Below are 24,410 nucleotides of genomic sequence, written 5' to 3'. Positions count from 1 at the left end.
TCAGGCCAACCCGGATAAGCCAAGAGGCCTTAAACCGGAGGTGCCTGTCGTGTATTAACATCAAGCGGAAAAATTGGGTCGGCAGATTATACCCAAGAAAAGCGGGGTAAGTAACCATCTGTGTAATGGCCTTTGGTCGTGATTAAGTCACGCGGAAAAAACGCTGAAATGCCTGCTCCTGCTGCTCAGCGATTTCCGGCTGCACCGGGGCAAAACGCACCCGCTGACCCGGACGAACCTGTGCCAGGCGATCCAGACTGCGCGGCACCACCGCACCAGGCTTGGGATAACCACCCAACGTCTGACGTTCTGCCAGCAATACCACCGGACGGCCGTTGGGTAACAGCTGAATGCTACCAGCCACCAGCCCTTCTGAAACCAGCGACATGGCAGGGGTTTGCAACAGGCTTTCAGCACCTGGCGCCGGTTCAAACAGTGCCGCCATGCGACCACTGGCCGCATTCAACTGCCAATCCATGGCATAAAGCGCCCTGATGCGCTCCGCGCCAAGACTGATGGCCTGATAGCCTTCCACCACCTGCAGGATGACCGGTTCATCACAGTAATCCGGCTGCCATTGCAAGGGAACGGAACAAAGCGGCAGGGCATCATGGCTCACTTGAAGATTCGATAAGGTCAACCAGTCTCCAGCTTGTAAGGCTTGTCCCTGCCCATCCGGGCCACCCAGTTTTTCACGCATCACGGTGGACCGGCTATGCCCCAGTCCTACAGGGGTTTTTAAACCTCCGGCAATAGCCAGATAACTGCGCATGCCTTGGCGGGCATGGCCCAGCTGCAACCTGTCACCATCAGAAAAACGAAAGGAGCACCAGTTACGCAAGGGTGCATCATTCAAGCGGGCTTGCAGTTCGGCACCGGTCAGCGCCGCCACACCCTGGCCGTAAAAGCACAACTGCAAACCACCCACAGTGATTTCCAGCCCTGCCGCACCCCAGGCATTGCCTACCAGACGATTGCCCCAGGCCCAGGCGTGGCGATCCATCACCCCACCCTGAGTTAATCCCAGATGAGACACCCCCTGACGCCCGGCATCCTGCACCAGACTCAATACACCGGGCTGCAGGATTTTCATACCCGACTTAACCTGCATCCAGTACCCCGCCCAACTGCACAAAGGTGTGTTGATCCACCGGTACAAAACGCACCTGTTGCCCCGGCTGCAACACACTGGGTGGTGAACGCTTGGCATCAAACATTCGCAAGGGGGTGCGTCCAATCAGATTCCAGCCGCCCGGTGATTCCTGCGGGTAAACCGCCGTTTGTTGATCAGCCAGCGCCACACTACCTGCCGGAACCCGGCTTCTCGGGGTGGTCAGGCGTGGTGTACGCAAGGCCAGTGGCACACTGGCCAGATAAGCAAAACCGGGTGCAAAACCCAACGCACAGACTTCATAAGCGGTTGCTGCATGCAGCGTGATCACCGCATCCACTGCCAGACCTGCCTGTTCTGCCACACGTGGCAAATCCGGTCCGGTGGTTAAATCATAAAACACCGGAATCTCAATCACCGCCGCCTGGGTGGTGTCCAACACCGGGGCTTGCCAGCCCTGCAACAAGGGGTGCAGTCGTTCCAGAAAGGCCGCATGACTGATCTGCAGCAGGTCATATTCCAGCAGCAGGCTGGTGTAGGAAGGGGTGATCTGCAGCCCTAGATCGGGCAACGCTGCAAGCAGGTACTCACGCAAGGCACGCAGTTGCAGCGGTAAACCAGGGGTGATGACCTCGGCCAGTTGCAGCAACACACCACTGAGTCCAGCCCGTTGCAACTCATAATGCATGGTGCTTCACGGCCTGAAACAGTGCCTCGGCAAAAGCCAGCGCCTGAGGATGATCACCATGCAGGCACAGGCTGTCAGCCTGCACCGGATCACCCCGCAACAAACGATTGGCCTGCTGCTGTACTTCGGCTTCGGTCTGCAACAGTGCACCGGGCTGACCCCGTGGGATCAACCAACCATCAGCCTGATAACCCCGGTCGGCAAAGGCCTCAAAATACAGCGGCAAATCCCGCGCCTCCGCCAGTTGCTGCACCTGGGTGTTATCCATTTGGGCCAGCAGCATCAGGCGCAACGGCTGTGAGCGCGACCGGTTCAATCCGGCCACCGCCTCCATCACTGCCAGCAGCAGTTGTTCATTCTGCATCATGTCGTTATACAGCGCGCCGTGAGGTTTCACATAACCCAACTGCCCGCCTTCTGCCTCGGCAATCGCCTGCAAGGCACCCACCTGATAACGAATCAGTGCGGTCACTTCTTCCGGTTTCATCGCCATGGAGCGCCGCCCAAACCCCTGCAAATCCGGGTAGGACGGATGGGCACCCATTTCCACGCGATGCTCCAGCGCCAGCTGCACCGTTTTAACCATCACTGCTGGATCACCAGCATGGAAACCACAGGCAATACTGGCCTGATCCAACCAGGGCATCAGCAGCGCATCCTGCCCCATCTGCCAGCAGCCAAAACTTTCACCTACATCTGCATTAATCAACATGGCTTTACCTGCTCTGTTGCTTTTTCTGAAGCATAACACGCCATCACAAAATCACCGGGTTGCCATCATTTCTTCATTTGCATGAATCAGCATGAAGTTATGCCAATTGGGTATTTTTAAGCTTGTGCTGATACACCCACTTGCCAAGTTTCAAAAACAGGTTTAAACATGGCAACATCTTTCACGCTGCAAGGAGGTCGGTGTGTCACAACTCCTGATCCGTTATTCCCGCATCCTTGAAATTGTCGGTGACATCGTCAAGGTTCACGTTCCATCTGCCGAAGCGGGAGCCTCCCAGATCAGCTTTGGTGATCTGGCCCTGATCGAAAGCAAGGATGAGTTACAGGACGTGTTACCACGCCTGGCCCAGATCATTCTGCTGGACGGTGAAGAAGTCTCCCTGCAGGTCTTTTCCGGCACCAAAGGACTGTCTACCCACTCGGTGGTGCGCTTCCTGGGTCGCCCGATGGAAGTCACCTTCTCACCCAACATTCTTGGGCGTGCCTTTTCCGGTACTGGTCACCCGATTGATGGTGGCCCGGCACTCACCGAAGAGCCAAAAATCGAAATTGACGGCCCCACCGTTAACCCATCTCGCCGCATTCTGGCATCCCGCATGATCCGCACTGATGTGCCGATGATTGATGTGTTCAACTGCCTGGTGGAAAGCCAGAAGATTCCGATCTTCTCGGTGGCCGGTGAACCCTACAACCAGCTGCTGGCCCGCATCGGTGCCCAGGCCGATGCTGACATCGTGGTGTTTGGTGGCATCGGGCTGATTTTTGACGATTACCACTTCTTCCGCCGCACCTTTGAAGAAGCGGGCGTGGCCGCCCGTACCGTGATGTTTGTGCATCAGGGCTCTGATCCGACCGTGGAAGCCCTGCTGGTACCGGACATGGCGCTGGCGGTGGCAGAACGTTATGCCGTCAGTGAAGGCAAGCGAGTGCTGGTGCTGCTGACCGACATGACCGCTTATGCCGATGCCCTGAAAGAAGTCGGCATTTCCATGGAACACGTGCCTTCCAACCGGGGTTATATCGGTGACCTCTACTCCCAGCTGGCACGGCGTTATGAAAAAGCCTGTGACTACAAGGGAGCCGGTTCAGTCACCATCCTGTCGGTGACCACCATGCCCGGTGACGACGTGACCCACCCGGTGCCGGACAACACAGGTTACATCACCGAAGGCCAGTTTTACCTGCACAACGGGGTGATTGACCCTTTCGGTTCCCTGTCACGCCTGAAACAACACGTGATTGGCAAGGTCACCCGCGAAGACCACAGCCAGATCATGAACACCCTGATCCGTTTTTATGCCGCCTCCCAGGATGCCGAGCAGAAACAGGCGATGTCTTTTGAACTGAGTGAATACGATGAGCGGGTACTCAAGTTTGGTCGCCTGTTCCATCAACGCTTCATGGACATCCATGTCAGCCTGCCATTGGAAGCAGCGCTGGATCTGGGCTGGCAAACCCTGGCGGAATGCTTCCGTGAAGAAGAGCTGCTGATGAAACAGAGCCTGATCGACAAGTATTTTCCTCGTCAGACTGCCACTGAAAACGCCTGACAGGAGTCTTGATCGTGAGCAAGCTGGCACTGAACAAAAGCACGCTGAACAAGGAAGGGCGCAAGGTTAAGGCCTTCAAAAAGTTTGTTCCGGCACTGGATTTAAAGCGCAAACAGCTGCTGGCTGCACGGGCCACCACCCGGCGTCTGCTGCAATCCGGCGAACAACAGCAGCAGGCCTTGCAACAACAGATCCGTGAACACCTGCCGATGCTGTCGAACTTCTCCGGCCAGGCCGGGCAGTTGGTGGAAATCCAGACCCTGGACATCGGTCAGACCAATCTGGTGGGCATTCGGCTGCCGGAAATCCGCACCCTGAAAATCACGGCCAGATCCTATTCACTGCTGGCCAGCGATCACTGGATGGATCACCTCAGCCGACTGCTGATTCAGGCCACCGAGCTGGAACTGCAGCAACAGGTGCTGAATAAACGCCTGGAACTGCTGGAAACCGGTCTGCAGAAAACCACCCAGCGCCTGAACCTGTTTGACAAGGTGCTGATCCCACGCGCCGAACGCAACATTCGCAAAATCCGCATTGCCCTGTCCGACAGTGAACGTGCCGGTGTGGTCACTTCCAAGATTGCCAAAAACAAACGGCTCAAGGCAGGCATGGCATGAGTATCCTGCAACTGCAAAAAGCCTCACTGATCGGGCTGACCCAGAACAAACTCATCACCCTGGATGCCCTGCAACAGCTGGGACTGCTGCACATCATTCCGCTGACCGACAGCGACAAGCGACCAGCCGCCGAAGCTGACAGCGAAATCAGCCCGGAGCTGTTAAAACGCTCACTGCACTACCTGCTCAGCTGCCCGGTCAAACGCCGCCAGGTGACCCGCGAACACCAGTTGAACCTGAAACAGGTGCTGCAGGAAGTGGATCACAACCGCAGTGAACGCATCCGCCTGAGTGAACAACGCGACTTTCTGCAACAGCGCATCCGCGACCTCGAACCCTGGGGAGAGTTCAAGCTGCCCGATCCGGACAGCCTGAACCACCAGAAACTGTGGTTTTATCTGGTGCCCAACTTCCGCATGAAAGAAGTGCACCGCGCTGACTTGCCGTGGATGGCTGTGCATCAGGACAACCGCCACACCTATGTGCTGGTGGTGTCTGCCGAAGAACCGGATGCCAACCGCATGCCGGTGCCACGCACCCACACCGGCGACATCCCCTTAAGCCAGCTGCGTGAACAACTGGAAGAAACTGAAATTGCCCTGGAAGCCACCGAGGCCGGGCGTGAAGCCCTGACCCGCTGGATTTATCTGTTACAGCGCAACATTGCCAATACCGAAGATGCCGCCCTGCTGGCCGAAGTGGCTGACCAGACCCAGGATTATGATGAACTCTTTGCGCTGCAGGGCTGGATTGCCGAACGCGACCTGAAGGCTCTGCAAACCTTTGCCGAGCAGCAGGGGCTGGTACTGCTGCTGGAGTCACCCGGCAAGGAAGAACTGCCCCCAACCCTGCTGGACAACCCGGAAAAAGTCGGTGGCGGGCAGGAAGTGGTGAGTTTTTTCCAGACCCCCGGTTATCGCAGCTGGGACCCCTCGCGGGTGGTGTTTTTCTCCTTTGTCAGCTTTTTTGCCATCATCATGTCGGATGCCGGCTATTCACTGCTGCTGGGTGCGGTACTGGCCTGGTACTGGAACAGCATGGCGCAGAGTGAAACCGGACGCCGCCTGCGCGCCATGGGTGCCGCCCTGACTGGTGCTGGTGTGGTGTGGGGAGTGCTGGTCGGCAGTTATTTTGGTGCCTCGGCACCCCTGCCCTGGCTGGGATCGTTAAAAATCCTCGATCTCAACGACTTTGACTCGATGATGACCCTCTCCATCAGCATCGGCGCGGCACACCTGATTTTAGGCAACCTGATGATGGCCTGGGTCAGACGCCAGTCCAGCCAGAGTCTGTCTTCCGTTGGCTGGGCACTGGCGGTGCTGGCTGCCCTGCTGGGCTGGATCTTTGATTTCACCACCCTGCACTGGCTGGCGTTTGCGCTTGGGCTGGTGTTGGTGCTGCTGTTCTCGGCCCCCCGCAGCAGCTTCAGCCTGGGCACACTGGTATCCGGCCTGTTGGCACTCACCAACGTCACCAAAATTTTTGGCGATATCCTCAGCTACCTGCGTCTGTTTGCACTGGGCCTGGCCAGCGCTTCGCTGGCCATCACCTTCAACCAGCTGGCAGCCGATGTTGCAGCGGCACTGCCCGGCATCGGCCTGCTGTTGCAAGTGCTGATCCTGCTGGTCGGGCACCTGCTGAATTTTGTTTTAACCGTGGTCAGCGGGGTGATTCATGGCCTGCGTCTGAACCTGATCGAGTTTTATAACTGGAGTCTGGCTGATGAAGGTTACCCCTTCCAGCCCTTTGCAAAACGGGAGGTAACACCTTGGATAACCTGATCCTGGCTCTTGGCTGGGCCGGCCTTTATGGCCCCATGGCACTGGGTGCCATTGGCAGCATGATTGGCTGTTCGCTGGCCGGACAAGCCGCCGCAGGCGCGCTGCTGGAAACCGAAACCGGCCATGGCCGCTACATCGGTATTTCCGCCATGCCTTCGTCCCAGTCCATCTACGGTATTGTGGTGATGTTTGCCCTGAACCGGGAACTGAACATCGACAACGCAGCCGGTCTGGCTGCCATCGGTCTGCTGTGTGGTCTGGCGCTGATGTTCAGTGCCATCTACCAGGGCCGCAGCTGTGCCTCGGCCATCAACGTGTCAAAAATCCGTCCGGAAATCTTCGGTATGTCCCTGGCTCCGGCTGCCATCGTGGAAGGTTTTGCGGTGTTTGCCTTCATTTTTGCCCTGGTGATCAGTGCCGGTGTACCGGCCTGATCGATCTGAGGTTCCCGGGAGCTGAACATGACTGAACTGGAAAAAACCCATGCCGCCTCCGGCATCGAAGCACTGATTGAACAGTTGCGAGAGCAGGGTGTGCAGAAGGGTCGGAGTGAAGCCGACCGCATCATCCTGGATGCCGAAAAGGAAGCAGAACTGCTGCTGAAACAGGCACAGGAAGAAGCAGACGCCCTGCGTGCCCAGGCACGGCGCGAAGTGACCCAACAGCGTCAGGCTGGGGAAGATGCCCTGAAAATGGCCGCTCGTGACCTGCTGCTGGATGTAAAAGAAAGCCTGGCGCGCAGTTTCACCGATCAGGTGGACCGCCTGATCCAGCAGCAGATGAACAACCCGGAATTCATGCAGCGCATGATTCTGGAGCTGGTGGGGCGAGTACGTGACCAGTCCGGCCTGAAGGATGCCACTGCCGTGGAAGTGCTGCTGCCGGACAACTTCATCGGTCTGGATGAACTGCGCCGTAATGCCAGTGAATACAAGGAAGGCCGCCTCAGCCAGTTTGTGCAGTCGCTGTCGGCGGAACTGCTGCGTGAAGGGGTCAGCTTTAACAGCCACGGCGGTGAAGGCATCCGTGTGCGGCTGGTGGGTCAGGAAGTGGAAGTGGACCTGACCGACAAGGCCATTGCCAAGCTGCTACTGCGTCACCTGCAACCCCGTTTCCGGGCACTGCTGGAAGGAGTGATCCGCTAGTGACCTATTACACCCTGGTGACGGCCCTGCCGCACCTGCCACCGCTGCCCCAATGCAAGGAGCTCCCGATCTCGCGGATTGCACTGGATCGTCGCTTGTCGATGCTCAGTGATGCCGACCGGCAGCAATTGCAGCAGGCCGAGCGGTTGTATCACCAGGGTGATGTGAGCCTGCAATCCCTGCCAGACCAGACACTGGTGCGGGACTGGCAACAACAATTGCAACAGCTTGAATCCCCGCTGATCCGTGAACGCATCCAACTGAAACTGGAATGGCAAACCCTGCTGGCGGCCCTGCGTTACCGGCAACAGGGGCGCATCGGCCCGGAGCATTTTTCCGGTTTCGGACGCTGGACCGGGCAGATTCGCCGCCACTGGCACGAACCCCTGTTCGGACTGGACACCGCACTGCCGTTTCTGGCCGAACTGCAGCCACTGCTGCTGAAGGGTCACTCCGGTGAACTGGAGCAACAACTGAATGCCTGGCTGTGGAAAGACCTGCTGTTTATCGAGCGCAGCGTGCAGTTCACCCTGGACACGGTGATCTGTTTTGTACTGCGCTGGGGTCTGACCGAAAAACACCTGAAAAGTGATGCGGTGCAGGCACTGGAAGCCTTCCAGCACCTGACCAGCCAACTGCTGAACACACCGGCCATCACGCAACACATTGAATCAGCCTTTGAGGACCTTTCCTGATGAAGGACGCACCGATCACCGCCCGGGTTGCCGGGGTCAGGGACGATATCGTCACACTGCAACTGGAAACCGATGCAGATGGGCAATTTCACCCGCTGATCAAAAACGAAGTGGTGTACATCTGTCCGACCCGCACCCCGGCTGACGGACGCCAGGAATACCTGCAGGCGGAAGTGCTGCGGGTGCGCCACGGTGAAGCCGATGTGCAGGTGTTTGAAAACACCCGTGGTGTGGCCATCGGTGATCCGGTGCGCCAGTCCGGTCAGATGTTGTCGGTGACCCTTGGCCCCGGCCTGCTGGGTCAGGTCTATGACGGCCTGCAGAACCCGCTGGAAATCATTGCTTCCCAGCACGGCTTTTTCCTGCCGCGTGGTTTGCAGGTGGAAGGCATCGATACCCAGAAACAATGGACCTTCCAGCCCGGTGTCAAGGTTGGTGCGCGCCTGAAAGCCGGTGATCCGGTCGGGCATGTGCAGGAAGGCCGCTTTAAACACAAGATCATGGTGCCCTTCAACCAGGCGGGTGAAGTGGAAATCACCTGGATTCAGGAAGGCACCTTCACGGTGGACACCCCGGTGGCCCGCCTGCGCGACCATCGCGGCAAGGAACACGATCTGACCATGCAGCAGAAATGGCCAGTGCGTATTCCGGTCAGTCAGCCACTGCTGGCCCAGCGCCTGTCTGAGCGCTGCTACCCGGAACAACCGATGCTGACCTCCATCCGCCTGATCGACACCTTTTTCCCGGTTGCCAAGGGCGGTACGGCCTGTATTCCCGGCCCTTTTGGTGCGGGTAAAACGGTACTGCAGAGCCTGATCTCGCGTTTTTCCGACGTGGATATTGTGGTGATTGTGGCCTGTGGTGAACGCGCCGGTGAGGTGGTGGAAACCATCACCGAATTCCCGGCACTGCCAGATCCCAAGGGCGGCACGCTGATGGATCGAACCATCATCATCTGCAACACCTCTTCCATGCCGGTGGCAGCACGAGAAGCCTCCATCTACACCGGCATCACCCTCAGCGAGTATTACCGCCAGATGGGTTACAACGTGCTGCTGATTGCCGACTCCACTTCCCGCTGGGCCCAGGCGATGCGCGAAACCTCCGGACGCCTGGAAGAAATTCCCGGTGAAGAAGCCTTCCCGGCCTACCTGGATTCCTCGGTACGCACCCTCTACGAACGCGCCGGATTGATTCGCAACAATCAGGGTGAACACGGCAGCCTGACCCTGATCGGCACTGTATCACCGGCCGGGGGCAACTTTGAGGAACCAGTGACCCAATCTACCCTGCGCACCGTGAAGACCTTCCTGGGGCTGAGTGCCGACCGCGCTTACAAACGTGCCTATCCGGCAGTGGATCCCCTGATCTCCTGGTCGCGTTATCTGGATCAGTTATCCGGCTGGTACAGCGAACACCTGGGCGGCCAGTGGGTGAAAGACGTGAAACAGATGCAAAAACTGCTGGTGCAGGGTGAAGATGTACAGCAGATGATGCAGGTGACCGGTGAGGAAGGGGTCACTCTGGATGACTTCCTGACTTACAACCGCGCCCAGTGCCTGGATCAGGTGTACCTGCAGCAGGATGCCTTTGATGATGTGGATGCCTCCACTCCGATGCAACGCCAGCAGACCTTTTTTAAACTGCTGAAACGCTGCCTGTTTGAACATCCCCCGCTGGAAGACAAGGACAGTGTCAGGGAACACTTTACCCGTCTGGCCGGTCTGTTCCGCAACCTCAACTACAGCCGCGAAGGCAGCCCCGACTTCAAGCGCTACTGGAATGAGATTCACCAGCTCAACCAGTTTGCCCAGCCGGAGCTGCAAGAGGCCAGTGGAAACTAAGTGAAGCCCAACCTGACCCGTCTGGCCGGTGATCTGGCAGGCGGGCTCACTGCCGGTATCATCGCCCTGCCATTGGCGCTGGCCTTTGGTGTGGCTTCCGGAGCCGGTGCATTAGCGGGTGTTTATGGCGCCATAACCCTGGGTTTGGTGGCGGCATTACTGGGTGGCACCCGTGTACAGATTTCCGGTCCAACCGGGCCAATGACCATTGTGTTTGCCTCGGCCCTGACCCTGCTGGGCAACAACCTGTCACTGGTGATGCTGGTGGTGCTGGTGGCCGGGTTGTTTCAATTACTGCTGGCCGCCCTGCGTGCCGGAGCGTTGGTGCGTTTTATTCCTTATCCGGTGATATCCGGCTTTATGACCGGCATCGGCGGCATCATTCTGGTACTGCAACTGGCACCCCTGTTGGGGCATAGCGCTGCATCCGCGCCTCTGCAGGCACTGCTGCTGTTGCCACAACAACTACAGACCATCAATCTGCAGGCCTTGCTGCTGGGTGGTATCACCCTGCTACTGGTGTTTCTTACCCCCGCCAGCATCAGTCGCTGGTTGCCCTCCCCGCTGATCGCGCTGGTCATCTGCACCCTGCTCAGTCTGCACTTTGCCATGGATGTACCCGTGATCGGCAGCCTGTCGACCGCACTACCGGAATTTCAACTGCCCAGTTTTGCCCTCGACCAGTGGACTTTGATTTTCACCCTGGGATTAACCCTGGCGGTACTCGGCAGCATCGACAGCCTGCTGACCTCGCTGGTGGCAGACTCCATCACCCACACCCACCATCAACCCAATCGGGAATTGATGGGCCAGGGGCTGGGCAACCTGCTTTGTGCATTTATTGGCGGTCTGCCCGGTGCAGGTGCCACCCTACGTACCGTGGTGAACGTCAAAGCCGGAGGCAACAGCCGCCTCAGTGGTGTGATTCATGCCCTGGTGTTGTTGGGGCTGCTATTAGGACTGGCACCCCTGGCTGAAAACATCCCATTGGCGGTGCTGGCCGGAATCTTGTTAAAAGTGGGTGTGGATATTCTGGACGGGCGTATTTTTCGTATGGCCAAAGTCTTGCCACGCAGCGAATTTGCCATTCTGTTGACGGTATTGCTGCTGACATTTTTCACTGATCTGGTGATTGCGGTAACCGCTGGCGTGATCCTGGCCATGGGTATTGTCACCTGGCGTCTGGCACAACAGGCGCAGGTGCATTTTGATGCCAACCACGAACTGCCGTCACTGAATCGCCAGACCGAAGGGGTGCGTATCCTGCACATCAAGGGGCCACTGTTTTTTGGCTCAACCAGCCACCTGCTGGATCGCATCGAAGCCGTGGATGAACTGCTGGATACCCGCCAGATCATTCTTGATTGCCGCAAAATCCAGCTACTGGATGCCAGCGCCCTGCTGATGCTGGATGAAGCCGTGGCCCACTATCAACAACGCGGCCTGAACGTGGAACTGGTGGTGCGTCCGCACCTGCGCAACCAGTTACTCGAAGCGCGCCTGCCGCATATTCATGCAGACCTGGTCTTCACCCATCTGGACCAGGCCGTACAGAATCAACCAACGTGATTCAGTGCAGGTAAGGCCGTATAAAATTTGCTGCCTGTTGGTAAGTGGCTTCAACTTCCGGATAAACCACATACACCTGGTTAATAACCTCACTCATGCTGGCCGAGTCATCCTCATACTCATGCGTCAGAAGATTTCTGAGATTACGCAGTTTTAGCCATGCCTCCTTGCTGCTGATGGCACCTAACTGCTCCAACCGATTCAACTTATCCAGAAAGGGCAGACTACGCGCAGGCTCTTCCAGTAAATCCAGCATTTGCCTGAACAACCGCTCGCCCATGGCATCCTGCATTTTGATGTAACGGAAAATATACTGATCCAGAGACTCAATCTGCGCTTCTGTCAGCGCAAGATAACCCGACTCATCCATCGGCATCAGCGCTGCCAGCTTGCCACGGGCATAGTTCATTCGCTTCAGATGGGTTTCACATTCCCTGAGCGCCTTTTCAACCTTGGCCTTGCTTAAAGCATCATTCATAGTTCAATCCCTTTTGACCGGGCCTCTTGTTCAACCAGCCGAGAAGCATCACGTGCCAGCACCAGATCAACTTTCTGTTCACCCAGTGACAGCATCAGAGTGGATAACACCTGCAGCTTTTTATCCAGCAGCCCTGCACAACCCTCAGGCGCTTCCACCAGCAGATCGATATCACCACCTTTTTTGCTGTCATCCACACGACTGCCAAACAACCAGACTCTGGCCTGGCGACCAAAAGCCTGTTGTACAGCTGCTTTGATTGCAGTCACTTCTTCAGGAGTCAGGCGCATTAGCTTTACTCATCAGGCCACACCAGCATTCACCGGTTGAAGACCAGCAATCAGCGTTTCCGGTGCAATATCCTGTTCATGCGGCCAGGTCACTGCTCCCAGCACCACATCGACCTGAGCGAAGTAAGACTTGTCCTTCAGTTCCTTAAAAGCACCAAGATCAAGATAAGGCTTCAGATCAAAAACCCCTTTGCGTCCATCAACCAACTCCACAAAAATCTGGTAGTCATCCAACGGACGTACTTTTTTCACGTCCCAATACATACAGACCTCACAAAGGATCCAGGTCATAACAACTGGCTTCTCTCATAACCTGTCCACCTCTGGCTGGGTTAAACCAAACAGCTGGTTGACTGCGTGGTTAAGCTGATCTTCAGCAACCTGGAGTTGCTGATCCAACTGGCTGATTTTCTGCTGTTCAGCGGTGAAGTAGTCTTGCCAACTATTACGTTCTGCTACCGGGATCAAGGTAACTCCAAGCATTGACTCTGTAGGATCATACCACTGATGAAGCTGTGAATGACCGCTGCAACCCAAGGTTGGGCTACAGGTCAAAAGCAGGAGAAAAGATTCAGTGCAAACGCCGGATCTTTCCGGGTGTTTCGCCATAATAACGGCGGAAGGCGTGGGTGAGGGCGCTCTGGCTGGAAAAGCCCACCTGACCGGCAATCAGTTCCAGTGGCAGGCGGGTGCGCTGTATCAGTTCGCGGGCGCGTTCCAGTCGGGCTTGCAGCAGGTACTGACCGGGTGTCATGCCGGTGGCATCACGGAACAGCTGGTGAAAGTGCCCGGGACTGACGCAGGCCACCTGGGCTAGCCGCACCACCGGCAGCTTTTCTGCCAGATGCTGCTGGATATAAACCTCCAGCTTCACCATATCCAACCGTCCTGCCGGGGATGGCAAGGCAGGACCGGCATCAAACAAACGCTGGTGCAACGAACCCAGAAACACACTGGCCATGCCCGCAGCAGCTTCACCCGAGTGTTGCCACAGGCTGGCTTCACGATCCATGAAACTCAGCAAAAGTCTCAAGCTGGTATCAGCAGTGAAATAACGCGGCACATCAAATAATCGTTCAAAGCCATGGCCCTGGGGCAACTGCGGCAGGTCCATCACCACATGACGGTTATCCCCCAGCCCTTCATAAAAGTGCACCTCGCCGGAAGGCACCAGACATCCGTGCAGGGCATCCACCCGGCCACCATAACCGGCAATTTCAAACTCGGCACTGCCCGATAACGCAATCACCAACTGGTGATGGTCATGGCTGTGGTGTAAACAGCGGGTTGGCAACGGGAAACTGCGGATTCGGGCCAGCATGGTCAAGGCTCTATTCAGATGAAAAGCTGATCAAAAGGATCAGGTTCTGAGTCTGGAACAAAATGTCCTGAGTTTCAAACAAGAAAAACAGTCGATCAGCGACCAGAATCCGGAAACAGGTCAAAAAACACCCTGCGCCTTACTCTTTTCTGGAGACCTTCATGACTGACCGGGACACAAGAATAACCCATCTGGATGCTGAAGGATTGCTGCATCCCCGCTTGCAGGAGACTTCATTACTCCAACTGATGCAACGGATATCTGGCCATTATCTGGCCGATGAAAACAGCTTCATGGCCGAGCTGGTGAAGGTGGTGAACCACCCACCCGAAACCCAGCAGCAGCTGGCTGGAAATACAGCCGCACTGGTGCAGGACGTGCGCCATCAGGATGACGCCATCGACGGTATCGACAAGTTGCTGCAGCAATACAGCCTGGACACTCAGGAGGGGGTATTGCTGATGTGTCTGGCCGAAGCACTGCTGCGCATTCCTGATGCAGAAACCGCTGATGCCCTGATTCGTGACAAACTCTCGGTGGCTGACTGGAAACGCCACCTTGGCCAGAGTGATTCCTTGCTGGTGAATGCCTCCACCTGGGGGCTGTTGATGACCGGCAAGGTGATCGGCATGGACCCGCGCAACAACCAGCCGGTGCCGGTGCTGAACAAGCTGGTAAACCGTCTGGGCGAACCGGTGATCCGCAAGGCCATGGCGCAAGCCATGAAAATCATGGGCCACCAGTTTGTACTGGGACGCACCCTTGATGAGGCGTTAAAAAACGGCAAGCCCCTGTTCCGCAAAGGTTACACCTACTCCTTTGACATGCTGGGTGAAGCCGCCCGCACAGCAGTTGATGCACAGCGTTATTTCAAGGACTACCTGCAGGCCATCGAAACCGTTGGCAATAAAGGTCGACAACTGGCCGGTGATGCACCGGCTCCTTCTGTTTCCATCAAACTGTCTGCACTGCATCCACGTTATGAGCGTGGCAAGCAGGACCGTGTGCTGAAAGAGCTGGTGACCAGTCTGGGACAACTGACCCAACGCGCCCGTGAGCTGGATGTGGCGCTGACGCTGGACGCTGAAGAGGCGGATCGGCTGGAACTGTCACTGCAGGTGTTTGAAGCCGTTTACCGTACTCAGGCGCTGGGTTGGGGCAAGTTCGGACTGGTGGTGCAGGCCTATTCCAAGCGCGCCTTGCCAGTACTGCACTGGCTGACCCGCCTGGCCACCGAACAGGGTGATGAAATCCCGCTGCGTCTGGTAAAAGGCGCTTATTGGGACACCGAAATCAAACATGCCCAGATCCTTGGACTGGACGGTTACCCGGTTTACACCCGCAAGGCCAACACCGATCTGGCTTATCTGGCCTGTGCACGTTTTCTGCTGTCTGATGCCACCCAGGGTCGCATCTTCCCGCAATTTGCCACCCACAATGCCCACACCCTGACCTGCCTGCTGGACATGGCCGGTGAGCGCCCGGTGGAATTCCAGCGCCTGCACGGCATGGGTGAAGCCTTGTATGACCAGGCACTGCAGCGTGCTCCGCAAGGCAGTTATTGCCGCATCTATGCACCGGTTGGTGCCCACAAGGATCTGCTGCCCTATCTGGTGCGCCGTCTGCTGGAAAACGGTGCCAACTCCTCCTTTGTGCACCAGCTGGTGGATGAACGGGTGCCGGTTGAGCGCCTGTGTGTACACCCACTGCAACAACTGGAAGGCAAAAAAACCTTTGCCAACCCTGCCATCCCTCTGCCACTGGCTATTTACGGACCACAACGCATCAATTCACGAGGTGTCAACTTGAACATCAACGCCCAGCTTGAGCCCCTGCTTGAACAGATCAACAACTTTGACACCACCCAATGGCAGGGTGCACCGATGCTGGCCGAAGGCATCCAGGCTGCAGCCGGCGCCACCCAGCCGGTGCTCAGTCCGTTTGATCACAAACAACAGGTGGGCAGCATTCAGTGGACATCTGCCGAACAGGTCAAGGCCGCACTGGATGCTGCCGAGCAGGCTTTCCCGCGCTGGAACAGCGTGCCGGTGCAACAGCGTGCCGCCTGCCTGCACAAGGCTGCCGACCTGCTGGAAGCCAACATGCCGGAACTGATGGCACTTTGTGCCCGTGAAGCCGGTAAACAGCTGGCCGATGGTGTGGCTGAAATTCGCGAAGCCGTGGACTTCTGCCGCTATTACGCACTGCAGGCAGAAAAACTCTTTGGAGAAACCACCCTGCTGCCGGGGCCAACCGGTGAATCCAATGAGCTCTACATGACCGGCCGTGGCATTTTTGTGGCCATCAGTCCGTGGAACTTCCCGGTGGCCATTTTCCTCGGTCAGGTATTGGCGGCGGCAGTATCTGGCAACACCGTGCTGGCCAAACCGGCGGAACAGACTTCACTGGTGGCTTGCCGTTGCATGGAGCTGATTCATCAGGCCGGTATTCCACGGGAAGTGATCCAGTTACTGCCTGGTATTGGTGCAGAAATTGGTCCGCTGCTCACTGCTGATCCACGCGTCACCGGTGTGGCCTTCACCGGCTCGACACAAACGGCTCAGGGCATCAACCGCGCCCTGGCCGCACGTGACAACGCCCCGTTGGCGGCACTGGTGGCTGAAACCGGTGGCCAGAATGCGATGATTGTTGATTCCACCGCACTGCCGGAGCAGGTGGTGGCCGATATAGTGGAATCCTCTTTCACCAGTGCAGGACAAAGGTGTTCCGCCCTTCGGGTACTATTCTTGCAGGATGAAATTGCTGATCGCGTCATTGAAGTGCTGACCGGCGCCATGGCCGAGCTGCAACTGGGTGATCCACGTGATCCTGCCACCGACGTTGGCCCGGTGATCGATCAGCGTGCCGCTGACAAGCTGCGTGCCCACATCGCGCTTTACCGTCAGCAGGGCAAAATTCTGGCTGAAACCCAGGTTCCCGCAGAACTGGATCAGCAGGGTTACTTTGTCGCCCCCACTGCCATTAAAATTGACCAACTGGATGAACTGAAGGAAGAACAATTCGGCCCGATCCTGCACATCCTGCGTTACAAGGCTTCCGAGCTGGACGCAGTGATCGACAGCATCAACCGCACAGGTTACGGCCTGACCTTCGGCATCCAGAGTCGCAATGAACAGTTTGCCGCTTACATCGACAGCAAAATGCGAGTCGGCAACGTGTACATCAACCGCAACATGATCGGTGCGGTTGTTGGCGTACAGCCCTTTGGTGGTATGGGGCTGTCCGGGACCGGTCCGAAAGCGGGCGGTCCGCATTACCTGTTGCGCTTCTCCACCGAGCGCACACGCACCATCAATACCGCTGCCATCGGGGGCAATGCCAGTCTGCTTGCCCAGTCTGACGAAGAAGATGCAGCTTGAATAACAACACAAGAAGGTATCAAAGATGATTGCAAACAACGCTGCCGTAGGCTGGACGTTCATCGCCTACATCGGGGTGATGCTGGCCATCGGCTGGATTGCCTACCAACGCACGCAGGATCTTTCTGACTATATTCTGGGTGGCCGCCGTCTCGGCCCCTGGAGTTCTGCACTTTCCGCCGGTGCTTCAGACATGTCCGGCTGGTTGCTGCTGGGTCTGCCGGGTGCAGCCTATGCTGCAGGTCTCAGCGCCGGCTGGATTGCCATCGGCCTATTGATCGGCACCTGGCTGAACTGGCTGTTCATGGCACCGCGACTGCGGGTGTACAGCTTCAAGGCCAACAACGCCCTGACACTGCCGGAGTTTCTGGAACAACGCTTCCGTGACAGCACCAACATGCTGCGTGTGGTTTCAGCCCTGTTCATCCTGCTGTTTTTCCTCTTCTACACCTCTTCCGGCCTGGTTGCAGGTGGCAAACTGTTCGAAACCGTATTCGGACTGGACTACAGGATTGCGGTACTGGTCGGCACCCTGGCGGTTGTTTCTTACACCATGTTCGGTGGCTTTCTGGCCGTCTCCTGGACCGACCTGCTGCAAGGTCTGATGATGGCTGCAGCTCTGGCCATTGTGCCGCTGTGGGCGATGGGTGAGCTGGGTGGCGCAGGTGCCACCTTCAACAGCATCAGCGAACTCAACCCCCATCTGCTGACCTGGTTCAGTGACAACACCGGACAGGCACTCAGCTTTATGGGCATTGTCAGTGCCATGGCCTGGGGCCTGGGTTATTTTGGTCAGCCGCACATTCTGGCCCGTTTTGCCGCCATCAGTTCTCACAAGCAGATTCCGGCTGCCCGCCGCATTGCCGTGAGCTGGACGGCACTCACTCTGTTCTGCGCCATTCTGATCGGTCTGGTCGGTACCGTGTACATCAGTGACGGCCTGGGTGATGGCGAAACCGTGTTCATGGTGATGGTCAACGCCCTGTTCCACCCGGTGATTGCCGGTATCCTGCTGGCCGCCATCCTGGCTGCAGTGATGTCCACTGCTGATTCACAGCTGCTGGTTTCCTCTTCTGCCCTGACGGAAGACTTCTACAAGTCCATCTTCCGCAAGGATGCCAGCCAGCAGGAGCTGGTGCGGATTGGGCGCGTAGCGGTTATTGGTATCGCTCTGGCGGCCATGCTGCTGGCACTGAATGAAAACTCCACCGTGCTGGATCTGGTGTCTTACGCCTGGGCCGGTTTTGGTGCCACCTTCGGACCGGTGCTGCTGTTGTCACTGTTCTGGAAACGCTCCACCGCACTGGGTGCCATTGCCGGTATTGTAGTGGGCGGTGTCACCGTGGTGGTCTGGGCCAACATGAGCGGCGGTATTTTTGAGCTCTACGAAATTGTGCCCGGCTTTATTCTGGCCGGTATTGCCATGATCGTGATGAGCCTGATCAGCCCCGAACCCAGTGCTGAAATTCAGCAGGAGTTTGATGAAGTGCAGCAGGAAGCTCGCAGCTGAATGGATCAGCAAGAAGGTTAATTAAAAATTGGTTAATGGCCAAAGGAATGGCCATTCAAACTTTTAACCTTAATTAACAGCCCACCTGAAAAACATAAAAAACACATACAGCACCCAGCCTGATGGCTCAACCTTCCATCACCAGCAAAGCCTTGCCATCTCTAAGCTCTATATTTTCCACATAAATTCCTGCCAGTCATATTTTGAAACAAAAAACACCCGGCCATGGCAGGCTTTTACATTGCTTGTCCATTCAGCCAGGTGCTAACATTTGACCAGTTCGTTAACAAAAACTTAAATGTTATTACGCCGCCATAACCCGGCAGTAGCGGAACGTCACCAGCAGCATGACTTTTGATCAATCCGGTGATGCTCAAGCGACTCAACACCAACAAAACGACAAACTCATGCAATCGACAGCAAATCAAAGCGTGTCAGATCAGTTCGGTATGTTGATACCGAAACTGTTGCTCGTCTTTTTGCTGTTCATCAGTCCTGCCTTGCTGGCCAGTGACCCACTTCCCGATGCCTTGCAACCCGGTGGTGCAAGGCCGGAAGCAGCACCCCGCATTCCTCCGCCCGCACCCGGCTCGATACTGGAAATACCGCCACTGGTGGAGCGCCCCCTGTCTGCAGATGAGGGCGATCGTATTCAGGTGAGGCGCTTCCGATTGGTGGATGCACGCGATCTACCGCAATACAACATTTCACTGGCTGCGCTGGAACGCCTGCTGGAAACAGCCCGCCTGGAGCAGCCTGATGGTTTTACCATCGGGCAACTTGAAGCTGTCACCAACCGGGTCACCAACCACTACCGATCCAGAGGGCTGATCCTGGCCAGAGCCGTGTTGCCGGTACAAACCGTCACGGATGGCATCGTTGACATTCAAGTGATTGAAGGGCATCTGGGCCGGGTACTGGCTGAGGGCAACCAAGTCTATTCACGCAACACCCTCGCACGCCCCTTTAATGATTTAAAAGGCAAACCGGTCAGCCAGCAGGAAGCTGAGTCCGCACTGCTGATCCTGACGGATTTTCCAGGACTGGCAGCCTTTGGCATGTTTCAGCCAGGGCAGCGGGTGGGTGAGGCTGACCTAATGATTCGAGTACCCAACGAAGAACGCTTCAACTTCAACTTCCGCCTGGACAACCACGGCTCCGATACCACCGGTGAATACCGTGGTCGCGCCACCGTACACTGGAACAATGTCACTGGTAATGCTGACCGACTGACCCTGACCGCACAAAAAAGCTTTGAACCCGACAACAGCCTTTATGGTGCTGCTGATTACCACATCATCCTCAATCGTCACTGGCAAGCCGGTGGTTACCTGCGCAACAACCGCTTTGATGTCGGGGGTGAATTTGAAGCGCTAGAAATCAGTGGTGAATCCAATCAATACGGTGTTTATGGCCAATACCAGTGGCTACGCAGCCGGGAGCGCAACCTGTCAACCCGGCTGGAACTGGCATCCAAACAGTCCATCACTGAAAGTAATGGTGGTGTAAACAATCAAGATCGACTAACCGTAATGACCCTGGCGCTTAATTATGACTCGGTCGACCTGCGCTTTAATGGTCTCAATTACGCTGGTGTAGAGTTAAGCAAAGGGTTTAATGACCTGTTTGGAGCCATGGGTGACAGCGATTCCGCCGCCGCTTTACCGGTGGATCAACAACCAAGTCGCAGGGGCTTTTCAGGGGAGTTTGCCGAAGGCGACTTTCTGAAACTGCTGGCCTTTTATTCCCGTCTGCAAAACCTGTTTCCCGGCACGTCCCTGCTGCTGCGCAGTGAACTGCAATACTCTAAAGACCTGCTGGTGCCGATGGAACAATATGCTGCCGGTGGACCAGACCATGTCAGAGGCTTTCCTGGCTCCTATACTCTTTATGACACTGGTGCACTGGTATCTATCGAATACATCTGGCAGCCCATTTTTCTGGGCCAGTATGAAGCATTTGGCAGTTGGCGCTGGAATGACCTGATCCAGTTTGCTGCCTTTTATGACCATAGTCTGGGTGAAAAGAATGACCCACGCCCCAACGAGCCACAGGGCATGTATCAATTATCCAGTATTGGCGCCGGTATCCGATTCAACATACCCAACAGGCTGGCATCAAGATTGCAGTATGCCATACCGCTGACGGACGAAAGTGGAAATGACGATGAAGAAAAAGCACAACCCCAGTTGTGGTTCGACATCGCAGTGTACTTCTGAGCTATTCAGGCTCGTACCCACAGCCCTGGCCGCAGCCCTGCTGGCCCTGGGGGCAGCCCCTGTTCGCGCCGGTGTCACTGGCGGCGAAGTCATCAGCGGTTCCGGCAGCATTGAGCAACCCAACGGCAACACCACCAACGTCTACCAGCACAGCCACCGTCTGGCGGTGAAGTGGGACACCTTCAACGTCGGCACCAACGATACCGTCAACTTTTACCAACCATCATCCAGCAGCTTTGTCCTGAACCAGATCATGGATGCCAATGCCAGCGTGATTCGTGGGCAAATCAATGCCAACGGTAACGTCATTCTGGTGAATGCCAATGGCATCTATTTCAGTGCATCTTCTCAGCTTAATGTCGGTTCACTGATTGCCTCCGGCCACAGCCTGTCCGTGGATGACTTCATGGCAGGTTACCTCAACTTTCAGCGTGAAGCAGGCAGCAATGGCAGCGTCATCAACCGGGGCACCATCAATGCTGCCACCGGTGGCTCGGTGACGCTGCTGGGCAGCAGCGTGGAAAACTCAGGGCTGATCCACGCTCAGGCTGGTCGGGTCAACCTGGCTGTTGGTGAACGCATCACGGTGGACTTTGACGGTGATGGCCTGATGCGTTTTGTGGTGGACGAAGCGCTGCAGGAAAATCTCAGCGGGCTGGACACAGCCATCCTCAACACCGGCAGCATCCAGGCCAATGGCGGCTCGGTACTGATTGAAGGCCGAGTGGCTCAGGATATCTTCTCCCGCGTGGTTAATAACGAGGGCATCATCCAGGCGGGCCGCATTGAAAATACCGGTGGCGAGATACGTCTGGTCGGCAGCGGCGGCAGTGACAGCTCTGTGGTCAACACCGGTCAGATCAGTGCATCAGCACTGGACGGCCAGAGCAACGGCGGCCAGATCACCCTGCATGCAGAAGATGGCACCCTGCTGGTCAGTGGCGAAAGCAGGATCGAAGCAACATCCGAACACCAGCAAGGTGGACAGATTCACCTGCTCGGTCAGCAGATTGGTCTTTCCGGCACCACGCAGGTGGATGCCAGCGGTGCTACCGGTGGTGGTGAAATCCTGATTGGTGGTGATTATCAGGGTAAAAATACAGATATTCCCAATGCTGACAAAGTTATCGTCACCAGTGATGTCAGTCTCAACGCAGATGCCACCGATAACGGTGATGGCGGTCGCATCATCGTCTGGGCCGATGACTGGACCCGTTTTGCAGGCAACCTATCGGCACGGGGTGGTGACAACGGCGGTGATGGTGGTTTTGCCGAGGTTTCCGGCAAGAACAACCTGGCATATTCGGGCATGGCAGACCTGAGAGCACCCATGGGTGAAACCGGGACGCTGTTGCTGGATCCGGAAAACATCACCATTGTTGATGGTCTAGCTGATTCAGCAGGACAAGATGATCTGCTGGACCCCACACCAGTCATCAGCTTTGATCAGATCGTTGATAACGACCCCGATCCGGATATCACAAACTTCACCATCTCCAACGGCACCATCAACGCCCAGTTGGCCAACGTGATTTTGCAAGCCACCAATGACATCATCCAGAATGCTGATGCAGCCATCAACATTGCTGAAACAGGTGTCGGCATCACGCTTCAGGCCGGACGTCACATCACCCTGAATGGCGGCATCACCACCAGCGGCGGCCATATTCATCTGGAAGCCGATTCGCCGCACCATGCCGGTGGCTCAGCAGGCTCCAATGGCACCGGCACCCTAACTCTTGGTGGTAGCGGATTGGCCAGTAACGGTGGTCACATCACCCTGATCGGCAATGACTTTGCCATTAACCAGGATGTGAATGCCGGAGCGGGCAACATCAATCTGGCCAGAACCCAGAACGCTGCGCTGGGCATAGGTACCGGTGGCAGCAGCCAATTGAGCATTGCAGAATTCAACAGGCTGGAGAGCAACGGCACGATTACGCTGGGTCAGGCTCGCACAGCCGCCACTGACGGACTGGGTGAAAGTGGTCTGAATAATGGCATAGAGTTACTGAGCAGCAGCATCACATTAAACGCAGCCCTCACAACCACTGCCAGCAGCGACACGATCCTTCTGATCAGTAACGGCAACATTACTTTCGGAAACAATGCCGTTGTTGCCAGCAGCTCAGGCGGCCTCACGCTCCATTCCCTGACAGGAAACATCTCCACCGGCAGAGCCATTACAGCAGGCGACCTGGTGCTGAATGCCGGAGGTGACATCACCACCAACAGCAGCCATGCACTGGCTGGCAGCAGCATCCTGCTTGAAGCAGGCGGCGACATTGGCACTTCGGGCGCTCGCGTTACCACCAGCACCAATAACCTCACAGCCATCGCTGGCGGTTCTGCCTGGATCACCAACACCGGAACCGATGCAACAACCCTTGCAGGTTCTGCGGTCGGTACCTTTGATGTGGCACACAGCGGCACTGGCAGCAGCCTAGCAATAGGTAGCGGCACCAATGCTGCAGGTTCTACTATCAATGGCATCAATGCTGGTTCAGTCAAAATAGCAGTGACCGGTGCCAACAACCATCTGACCGTCAATCAAGCCATACAAAGCAATGCTGCCGGTGGTCATATCGAACTGACCTCAGCAGGCAATATAACAACTGCAGCCAACCTGGCAGCAACTGATGGCAATATCCTGCTCACCGCCACTAATACCACCATCAATTTGAACAGTGGCACCCTTACTGCCAATGCTGCAAACCGTTTTATCCACCTGACAGCAGCCAGCATCGAACAGCACGCGGCACATGGTGGACTGGTCACACAAGGACTGCGGCTGAACTCTGCAAATGCAGGTCATCTGAATCTGCACAGCAACACCAACCAGATCCAGACGTTGGCAGCCAGCATCATAGGAGCAGGCAGCAATCTCAGCCTGAACAACAATCAAGCACTAACGATTGGCACAGTGGACGGATTGACTGGCATCACAACCGCCAGCGGTAATCTGACCCTGGATGTAAATGGGGTGTTAACTGCCAACGCCAATATCACCAACAGCAATTCAGGCAGCAACATCCACCTGAAAGCATCTTCTTTTGAACTTCTTGCCGGTGAAATCTCCACCAACAATGGTGGACTGCGCATGGAAGCCATGAGTAACAGCGATGGCGGTAATGCAATCAACCAGAACTCCGGCCACCGTATCAATACCAGCGCCCTGCTGCTACTGCTAAGCGGCAGCGGGAATAACCGCAATATCCATCTGGGCGGCACCACCAACACCATTGGTCGAGTAGCCGGACGTCATACCGAAACAGATAAAAGCATCGGGGGCATCACCCTCGTTAACAGTAACAACATTGAAATTGGCACTATTACGGACCCACTCACACCCGGCGGTCTGGGTGATATCACCGGTATTCAAAGCCAATCACTTAACATCACCGCCAGCAACATCACGCTGGCCGCAGACGTCACTACCACCGGAACCCAGACCTACACTGGTGCCGTCACACTGGC

The 24,410-nt window shown here is 56.4% G+C and carries 20 protein-coding genes; 12 read left to right on the top strand and 8 right to left on the bottom strand.

From position 1 onward, the window contains the following. Positions 1–142 precede the first annotated feature (142 nt). Genes BT114_RS14070 through BT114_RS14060 form a run of 3 tightly spaced genes read right to left on the bottom strand, consistent with a single transcriptional unit; the run spans position 143 to position 2,511 of the window. Positions 143–1,093 carry a 5-oxoprolinase subunit C family protein gene (locus BT114_RS14070; RefSeq protein ID WP_072327140.1) on the bottom strand — a complete coding sequence of 317 codons (951 nt, stop codon included), beginning with the start codon at positions 1,091–1,093 and terminating at the stop codon, positions 143–145. Positions 1,094–1,100: 7 nt separating this feature from the next. Next, positions 1,101–1,799 carry a 5-oxoprolinase subunit PxpB gene (gene pxpB, locus BT114_RS14065; RefSeq protein ID WP_072327139.1) on the bottom strand — a complete coding sequence of 233 codons (699 nt, stop codon included), beginning with the start codon at positions 1,797–1,799 and terminating at the stop codon, positions 1,101–1,103. Beyond that, positions 1,789–2,511, bottom strand: coding sequence for a 5-oxoprolinase subunit PxpA (locus tag BT114_RS14060; protein ID WP_072327138.1), 723 nt, complete (start codon positions 2,509–2,511; stop codon positions 1,789–1,791). Before BT114_RS14060 ends, pxpB begins: the two co-directional genes overlap by 11 nt. 202 nt (positions 2,512–2,713) lie before the next feature. Here BT114_RS14060 and BT114_RS14055 point away from each other — a divergent pair, with 202 nt between their 5' ends. Genes BT114_RS14055 through BT114_RS14020 form a run of 8 tightly spaced genes read left to right on the top strand, consistent with a single transcriptional unit; the run spans position 2,714 to position 11,735 of the window. Further along, the gene (locus BT114_RS14055) at positions 2,714–4,081 is read left to right on the top strand and encodes a V-type ATP synthase subunit B (RefSeq protein ID WP_072327137.1); all 1,368 of its coding nucleotides are present in this window, start codon (positions 2,714–2,716) and stop codon (positions 4,079–4,081) included. Positions 4,082–4,095: 14 nt separating this feature from the next. Then, complete coding sequence (locus tag BT114_RS14050; RefSeq protein ID WP_072327136.1) at positions 4,096–4,701, top strand: V-type ATP synthase subunit D; 606 nt, start codon at positions 4,096–4,098, stop codon at positions 4,699–4,701. After that, positions 4,698–6,482 (top strand): V-type ATP synthase subunit I, encoded by a 1,785-nt coding sequence (locus tag BT114_RS14045; protein WP_072327135.1) that lies wholly within the window; start codon positions 4,698–4,700, stop codon positions 6,480–6,482. The genes BT114_RS14050 and BT114_RS14045 overlap by 4 nt, the downstream gene beginning before the upstream one ends. Beyond that, positions 6,470–6,916: an ATP synthase subunit C gene (locus BT114_RS14040; protein WP_072327134.1), complete on the top strand. Its 447-nt coding sequence runs from the start codon at positions 6,470–6,472 to the stop codon at positions 6,914–6,916. Before BT114_RS14045 ends, BT114_RS14040 begins: the two co-directional genes overlap by 13 nt. A 27-nt stretch (positions 6,917–6,943) precedes the next feature. After that, positions 6,944–7,627, top strand: coding sequence for an ATPase (locus BT114_RS14035; protein ID WP_072327133.1), 684 nt, complete (start codon positions 6,944–6,946; stop codon positions 7,625–7,627). After that, positions 7,627–8,322 (top strand): hypothetical protein, encoded by a 696-nt coding sequence (locus BT114_RS14030; RefSeq protein WP_072327132.1) that lies wholly within the window; start codon positions 7,627–7,629, stop codon positions 8,320–8,322. Before BT114_RS14035 ends, BT114_RS14030 begins: the two co-directional genes overlap by 1 nt. Beyond that, positions 8,322–10,166: a V-type ATP synthase subunit A gene (locus BT114_RS14025; protein WP_072327131.1), complete on the top strand. Its 1,845-nt coding sequence runs from the start codon at positions 8,322–8,324 to the stop codon at positions 10,164–10,166. Before BT114_RS14030 ends, BT114_RS14025 begins: the two co-directional genes overlap by 1 nt. Then, entirely contained in the window at positions 10,167–11,735 is a 1,569-nt protein-coding gene (locus tag BT114_RS14020) for a SulP family inorganic anion transporter (protein WP_084662288.1), read from the top strand. A 1-nt stretch (position 11,736) separates the two neighbouring features. Here the strand turns inward: BT114_RS14020 and BT114_RS14015 are convergent, their stop codons facing one another. The 5 genes from BT114_RS14015 to BT114_RS14000 all read right to left on the bottom strand — a co-directional run bounded on the left by BT114_RS14015 (position 11,737) and on the right by BT114_RS14000 (position 13,824). Beyond that, a complete protein-coding gene (locus tag BT114_RS14015; protein ID WP_084662286.1) occupies positions 11,737–12,213 on the bottom strand; it encodes a hypothetical protein in 477 nt (158 codons plus the stop codon). Beyond that, positions 12,210–12,503: a nucleotidyltransferase family protein gene (locus tag BT114_RS14010; RefSeq protein WP_072327130.1), complete on the bottom strand. Its 294-nt coding sequence runs from the start codon at positions 12,501–12,503 to the stop codon at positions 12,210–12,212. The genes BT114_RS14015 and BT114_RS14010 overlap by 4 nt, the downstream gene beginning before the upstream one ends. Positions 12,504–12,515: 12 nt before the next feature. Beyond that, positions 12,516–12,794, bottom strand: coding sequence for a DUF2442 domain-containing protein (locus BT114_RS14005; protein WP_218163525.1), 279 nt, complete (start codon positions 12,792–12,794; stop codon positions 12,516–12,518). A gap of 15 nt (positions 12,795–12,809) precedes the next feature. Beyond that, positions 12,810–12,971, bottom strand: coding sequence for a hypothetical protein (locus BT114_RS14995; protein WP_177247101.1), 162 nt, complete (start codon positions 12,969–12,971; stop codon positions 12,810–12,812). Positions 12,972–13,074: 103 nt separating this feature from the next. Then, on the bottom strand, positions 13,075–13,824 hold the full coding sequence (locus tag BT114_RS14000; RefSeq protein ID WP_218163524.1) for a helix-turn-helix domain-containing protein: 750 nt from the start codon (positions 13,822–13,824) through the stop codon (positions 13,075–13,077). 161 nt (positions 13,825–13,985) lie between these two features. Here BT114_RS14000 and putA point away from each other — a divergent pair, with 161 nt between their 5' ends. The 4 genes from putA to BT114_RS13980 all read left to right on the top strand — a co-directional run. Beyond that, on the top strand, positions 13,986–17,204 hold the full coding sequence (gene putA / locus BT114_RS13995) for a bifunctional proline dehydrogenase/L-glutamate gamma-semialdehyde dehydrogenase PutA (protein WP_072327128.1): 3,219 nt from the start codon (positions 13,986–13,988) through the stop codon (positions 17,202–17,204). A gap of 25 nt (positions 17,205–17,229) precedes the next feature. Beyond that, positions 17,230–18,714, top strand: a complete 1,485-nt coding sequence (putP, locus tag BT114_RS13990) for a sodium/proline symporter PutP (RefSeq protein WP_072327127.1) — start codon at positions 17,230–17,232, stop codon at positions 18,712–18,714. A 449-nt stretch (positions 18,715–19,163) separates the two neighbouring features. Then, positions 19,164–20,933, top strand: coding sequence for a ShlB/FhaC/HecB family hemolysin secretion/activation protein (locus BT114_RS13985; RefSeq protein ID WP_177247100.1), 1,770 nt, complete (start codon positions 19,164–19,166; stop codon positions 20,931–20,933). Continuing rightward, positions 20,881–24,410 (top strand): beta strand repeat-containing protein (locus BT114_RS13980; RefSeq protein ID WP_177247099.1); only part of this gene is annotated, 3,530 nt, incomplete at its 3' end. The genes BT114_RS13985 and BT114_RS13980, both read left to right, overlap by 53 nt.

It is taken from the genome of Marinospirillum alkaliphilum DSM 21637 (genome assembly GCF_900119735.1).
Taxonomy (GTDB): domain Bacteria; phylum Pseudomonadota; class Gammaproteobacteria; order Pseudomonadales; family Halomonadaceae; genus Marinospirillum; species Marinospirillum alkaliphilum.
Note: the sequence above shows the minus strand (reverse complement) of the source record. Positions and strands in the feature narration are given on the sequence as shown.

Excerpts from the sequence above, each read along its gene's own strand:
- BT114_RS14070 (WP_072327140.1), bottom strand. The coding sequence starts at position 1,093 with ATGAAAATCCTGCAGCCCGGTGTATTGAGTCTGGTGCAGGATGCCGGG.
- pxpB (WP_072327139.1), bottom strand. The coding sequence starts at position 1,799 with ATGCATTATGAGTTGCAACGGGCTGGACTCAGTGGTGTGTTGCTGCAA.
- BT114_RS14060 (WP_072327138.1), bottom strand. The coding sequence starts at position 2,511 with ATGTTGATTAATGCAGATGTAGGTGAAAGTTTTGGCTGCTGGCAGATG.
- BT114_RS14045 (WP_072327135.1), top strand. The coding sequence starts at position 4,698 with ATGAGTATCCTGCAACTGCAAAAAGCCTCACTGATCGGGCTGACCCAG.
- BT114_RS14035 (WP_072327133.1), top strand. The coding sequence starts at position 6,944 with ATGACTGAACTGGAAAAAACCCATGCCGCCTCCGGCATCGAAGCACTG.
- BT114_RS14025 (WP_072327131.1), top strand. The coding sequence starts at position 8,322 with ATGAAGGACGCACCGATCACCGCCCGGGTTGCCGGGGTCAGGGACGAT.
- BT114_RS14015 (WP_084662286.1), bottom strand. The coding sequence starts at position 12,213 with ATGAATGATGCTTTAAGCAAGGCCAAGGTTGAAAAGGCGCTCAGGGAA.
- BT114_RS14010 (WP_072327130.1), bottom strand. The coding sequence starts at position 12,503 with ATGCGCCTGACTCCTGAAGAAGTGACTGCAATCAAAGCAGCTGTACAA.
- BT114_RS14005 (WP_218163525.1), bottom strand. The coding sequence starts at position 12,794 with ATGACCTGGATCCTTTGTGAGGTCTGTATGTATTGGGACGTGAAAAAA.
- BT114_RS14000 (WP_218163524.1), bottom strand. The coding sequence starts at position 13,824 with ATGCTGGCCCGAATCCGCAGTTTCCCGTTGCCAACCCGCTGTTTACAC.
- putA (WP_072327128.1), top strand. The coding sequence starts at position 13,986 with ATGACTGACCGGGACACAAGAATAACCCATCTGGATGCTGAAGGATTG.
- putP (WP_072327127.1), top strand. The coding sequence starts at position 17,230 with ATGATTGCAAACAACGCTGCCGTAGGCTGGACGTTCATCGCCTACATC.
- BT114_RS13985 (WP_177247100.1), top strand. The coding sequence starts at position 19,164 with ATGTTGATACCGAAACTGTTGCTCGTCTTTTTGCTGTTCATCAGTCCT.